At 35.8% G+C, this 4837-nt stretch carries 4 protein-coding genes; all 4 read right to left on the bottom strand.

All coding sequences use genetic code 11. From position 1 onward, the window contains the following. Nucleotides 1-133: 133 nt before the first annotated feature. The gene (locus tag V7137_RS29885) at nucleotides 134-1099 is read right to left on the bottom strand and encodes an alpha/beta hydrolase (protein ID WP_335701429.1); all 966 of its coding nucleotides are present in this window, start codon (nucleotides 1097-1099) and stop codon (nucleotides 134-136) included. A gap of 395 nt (nucleotides 1100-1494) precedes the next feature. Further along, nucleotides 1495-2244, bottom strand: coding sequence for an SDR family NAD(P)-dependent oxidoreductase (locus V7137_RS29880; protein WP_335701428.1), 750 nt, complete (start codon nucleotides 2242-2244; stop codon nucleotides 1495-1497). A 108-nt stretch (nucleotides 2245-2352) separates the two neighbouring features. Next, the gene (locus V7137_RS29875) at nucleotides 2353-3186 is read right to left on the bottom strand and encodes an alpha/beta fold hydrolase (protein ID WP_335701427.1); all 834 of its coding nucleotides are present in this window, start codon (nucleotides 3184-3186) and stop codon (nucleotides 2353-2355) included. A gap of 45 nt (nucleotides 3187-3231) precedes the next feature. Continuing rightward, nucleotides 3232-4837 (bottom strand): alkyl sulfatase dimerization domain-containing protein (locus V7137_RS29870; RefSeq protein ID WP_335701426.1); only part of this gene is annotated, 1606 nt, incomplete at its 5' end.

Genomic DNA, 4837 nt, shown 5'->3' with positions numbered 1-4837 from the left:
ATAATTCAGAAAATAAAAATCGCGTGGGCATTTCAGCCATTCAAACAGGATATTTAGAAATGAACTAATCTGCTCACTTGTCATCTTATACATCGTCATCATTGAGTTTACTATTGCATGTTTACTATTTTAATCATTCCTTAATATTAAAGCCCAATTTATTAACCAAATGATCTATTTCATTTAAAAATTCAGCTATTCTAGAAATAGTCCCTTTTATTCGCTCAGGAAATATCGCCATATTTGTAAAATATCCGTGGACTAGTCCTTGCTCGCAGATCGTATCGACCTTAACACCTGCTTTCTTCAGGCGTTCAGCATATGCCTGTCCTTCATCCCTCAGAACATCATTTTCTGCAGTGATCACTAAAGCTGGTGGAAGATTACTTAAATCAGCAGCTACTAATGGAGCTACATATTTATGATGCTTTTCCTCGTCATTGTTGGTGTAATGATTACCAAACCAAATCATCAGGTCTCTATCCATTCCATAACCATTCTGGAATTCAAGGTACGAATTAGCATCATAACTCAGACTAGTTACAGGGTATATGAGAACTTGTGCTGCAATTGCTGGTCCGTTCCTTTCCTTAGAAATTAGCGATACCACAGTGGCAAGATTTCCTCCTGCACTATCACCGCCAACTACCATATTTGTAACATTGCCATTAAAAGCCGTTGCATTTTCACTAACCCACTTTAATGCTGCATATGAATCTTCAACTGGAATAGGAAACTTATACTCTGGAGCTAATCTATAGTCCACGGAAACTACGATTCTACCAGTTCGTTTAGCAAGCATCCTACACGTAGCATCTGATGTTTCAAGATCACCTAAAACCCAGCCGCCTCCGTGATAATATACAAAGATAGGAAAAGGCCCTTCTCCAATGGGTGTGTAAATTCTGACATTAATTTCAGAATCCGGTCCAATCGAAATTCGTCGGTTATCAATAATCGAGAGCGGTGCAAGCTCTACCTCTACAATGGGAGCTTGTGCTAATAATTGTCTGACTTCTTGCGGCTCCATCATCTGTAGTGCCGGTAGTTGACTATACAATTTTAAATAGACTTTAGCCATTGGGTCTAAATTTGCCAAAAAACCTCCTCCTTCCTAATGTGGTTTTAATTTTTCACTTAAGTAAACTAGTATCTACTCTTTCTAGTTTTTAATTAAGTTCAAAAACAATAAGAATCTTCACATTTATATAATAATTCCTTATTATCATTTTATTAAGTCTAGAAATTTAAAGGTACGTTTGGGAAATTTAACGGCAAGAGGAATATTATATTAAAATTGTAAAACATATAAAATATTCTCTCATAATTAATAATGAGTTAGCCCTGTAGTGATCTATTTAATTGGTTTCTAATAGGCCCACTTTAAAAAATAGCTCTATCTTTTTAACCAATAAATATATCTACTCAGCAAGACTAACCCACTATATTTTCTAAATTCAATTCTTTAAAAAAACTAAATAAATTTACATTTTATTATATATTCAGACCACCATCAATAACAATTTCAGTTCCAGTGATATAAGTTGAATCATCGGAAGCTAAAAATACAACTGCGTTGGCAATATCGTCTGGTGTTCCAGTTCGTTTTAATGGAACACCTTTCCCAATTTGTTCTGTAGTAACTCCGATACCCTTTGCAACATCATCACCCATTGATGTTTGGATGACTCCCGGATGTGTACTGTTTACACGAATAGAATAAGGTGCAACTTCTGCAGCAATGTCTTTTGTCATCATTCTAACGGCACCTTTGCTTGCACCATATAATATATGATTTGCACTACCACGAAGTCCAGCTAAAGATGAAGCGTTGATAATAGAGCCACTACGTTGATTTTTCATTATTGGAATAACTTGTTTCATTCCCAAAAATACACCTGTAACATTCACACCCATTAATAAGTTCCATTCTTCAAGTGTAGTTTCTTCAATCGATTTTGATTTGTAGATACCAGCATTATTGAATAAAACATCTATTCTTCCGAACTTTTCTATCGTTTCACTCACAACTTTTACCCAATCTGATTCTGATTGGACATTTTGTTGAATAAAATGTATATCAGAAAATTTCAGTTGGAATTCCTGCAATGCTTTTGTACCTTCTTCTGCATTCAAATCAGTAAAAACAACTTTTGAACCCTCTACAAGAAAACGTTCAACCGTTTTTTTGCCAATTCCATTTGCTCCACCAGTAATAATTGCCACTTTATTTTGTAATCGCATATTTCATATTCCTCCATTAATTCTGAAATATATTTATGTAATGATATCTGTTGATCAGTTTTCATTACTTATACTTTTTAATTTAAACTATACAAGTGCATTTATGAGTTATAGCGATTGCACCTTTTCAAAATGAAGCTCCACCACTTTATTTACTTCTTCGGCTCCTTCATAAGGTGCAAAATGCCCTACATTTGGAATCGTATGAATGGAAGCCTGAGGCATTTCATTGTCGCGTATTTTATGTGCATCATGTAATGGGCAAAACGGATCACATTCCCCCCACACAATCGTTGCTGGTTTCTGTATTTGCAACAATTTCCCTTTTTCAATTTTTTCAAAATCACCAGAACGATAAAGCTCAAGAGGTATTTTTTTCCCCTCATGAGTCATGAACGTAGCATAAAATTCATCTAATAACTCCTCGGTAATAATAGGAATACTTCTTCTCATAAGAGATGCAAAACTTTCTCTTGTAGCAAATAATTTTTCAACCGTCTTTTCTCCGATTTGTGGTGTTCTAAACAGTTTGGCAACATTATGCCATTCTGCATCAGGTGAATAAAAAGTATCGGTAACGAACAGGCTTAGAATTTTTTCTGGATGTTCACCTGCCCAATATAAACTAATAATTGCCCCCCAATCATGGCAAAACAAATGAAAGCGATCGACATTTAATTTTTCAAGAAAATCACTTAGAAATTGCCGGTAATTCTCCCATGTTGACGAAACTTCGAAACGGTCACTCTGACCAAATCCTGGTAAATCCGGGGCAACTGCACGATACCCAAGAGTAACTAGCTTAGGAACGATCTCCTTCCATATTAATGAGGATTCTGGAAATCCATGAACTAGTAAAACTACAGGAGAAGATACATTTCCCTCATCGATATATGATACATTCTGTTTTCCATTAATCTTCAAAATCTTCTTTTCTAACATTTTAAAAGCCTCCATGAAAAATAGTTAAGGCATTTCCTGGTCATATCATTCAAATACACTGAAAAAGGCAGCAATTTCTCTCGCGTCATCATCTGTTTTTACCTTGCCGCTTTCAAAGGCAGCTTCAATTGTACTATTTCCAAATATAATATCTGACAAGATATCGCTAGTCAGGTCAATTCGTAAATCCGCATTTAATGGCCTATGATTGATAAATTCAGCTACACCTTTTCTAATATGTAACCCGAATTCTTGATTCAAATCGTTCAATGAAATAGAAAGGATTCGATCGATGTTTTTCGACTTGATTGGATTGATCTTGAATTCTAATAGTTTAATAGATTTATCTACATGTTTTTTCATTTCATTTTCATCTAGAGTTCCTGGAAAGCCTGGTGGAATATCTTCAAGATTTACTTTTCCTTCCAGCACCAATGCTTGGGTAAGATAAAAAGCTCTAGATGATAAAGCTGGAGTTACGTATCCCATTTGACGCAATGCATTCGCTTTAATTTGTTTAGCTTTAGAATTTGTTGGATCAACATTTAATAAATGGGTAATCAGTTCAGCTGTCCAAGCATATTCCTTATTTTCATAAGCCTTTATTGAGGCATCAATTAGGAGATCTTCTCCCCCAAACCCTTCTATGATTCTTTTCGATCTAAATGAAATTGGAACAGGGTTTATATCTGCTGCATCTAAGCTAAACCATCCTATTAATCCACTATATATTCCTTTTATGTGGTGTTTAAGTTCTCCATATGCTTCTCTTAATTGCGGAAAATTCGCCAAATGCTCAGGAAGTTCTATAATCTCAGCAATATCATCCGGTTTGAGCCCTTGATTAATTCCACGAATCGTCTGACTGTAAACAAAGGCAATTCCATCCCGATAATTCGTCGCCAGCTCATAGCTTTTCTCTCGTGTAGTCATAGGAATCCCATGAGATGGAATTAGGAATTGAGGATTTTTACTTCGAATAATATCTATACCGTTCATCCAGTCAACAGGATTCCGATAAGGTTGACCTCGTAAAGTATAAAGATTCGGATATAGATACCAAATACTATTCGTAATAACTGAATCATGATCCGGCAACCAAATGGTTAAAGAATCGTTCGTGTCTGATGGTGTATAAAAAAACTGTATTCGGACACCATCTATAATCATCTCTTCTCCATCTTTCACCCCATAAGTGGGTTTTATGTAGCCTGAAGACTTATCAGTATCTGAATCGTTTTGTACTGCTGCCATCATTGCGTCCGGACCTGTCCGAGGTAAATAAAATCCAAAATGCTGTGCACCATTTCTAAGTAAAGTAGGTCCGAGTTCCATCATTCCATCCGTAACATTTTTATGAACATCAGGATGAGAAATAATCTCCACTTCTTCACTATTTCCAATAAATGCTGTCGTTCCCATTGCATAGTGATTATGTGAATAAATAATCGCTTTGATTGGTTTATCCGTTATCTGTCGAAGAGCTTCATATTTGCGCTTGCCGATTGAGGTGTAAGATCCAGTATCCCAAATAATTAAGCCTTCATCGCCTTCAACAATTACAGTATTCTCCACTGAAAAGCCAATTAACACCAGAATCCTATCCGTAATTCGAAGGATTTGGGGCTCTTTAGACCCCCCTATCGCTAAA

The sequence above is a fragment of the Neobacillus drentensis genome (assembly GCF_036962765.1).
In the GTDB taxonomy this organism is placed as follows: domain Bacteria; phylum Bacillota; class Bacilli; order Bacillales; family Cytobacillaceae; genus Neobacillus; species Neobacillus drentensis_C.
This window is presented reverse-complemented; position numbering and strand designations above follow the sequence as displayed.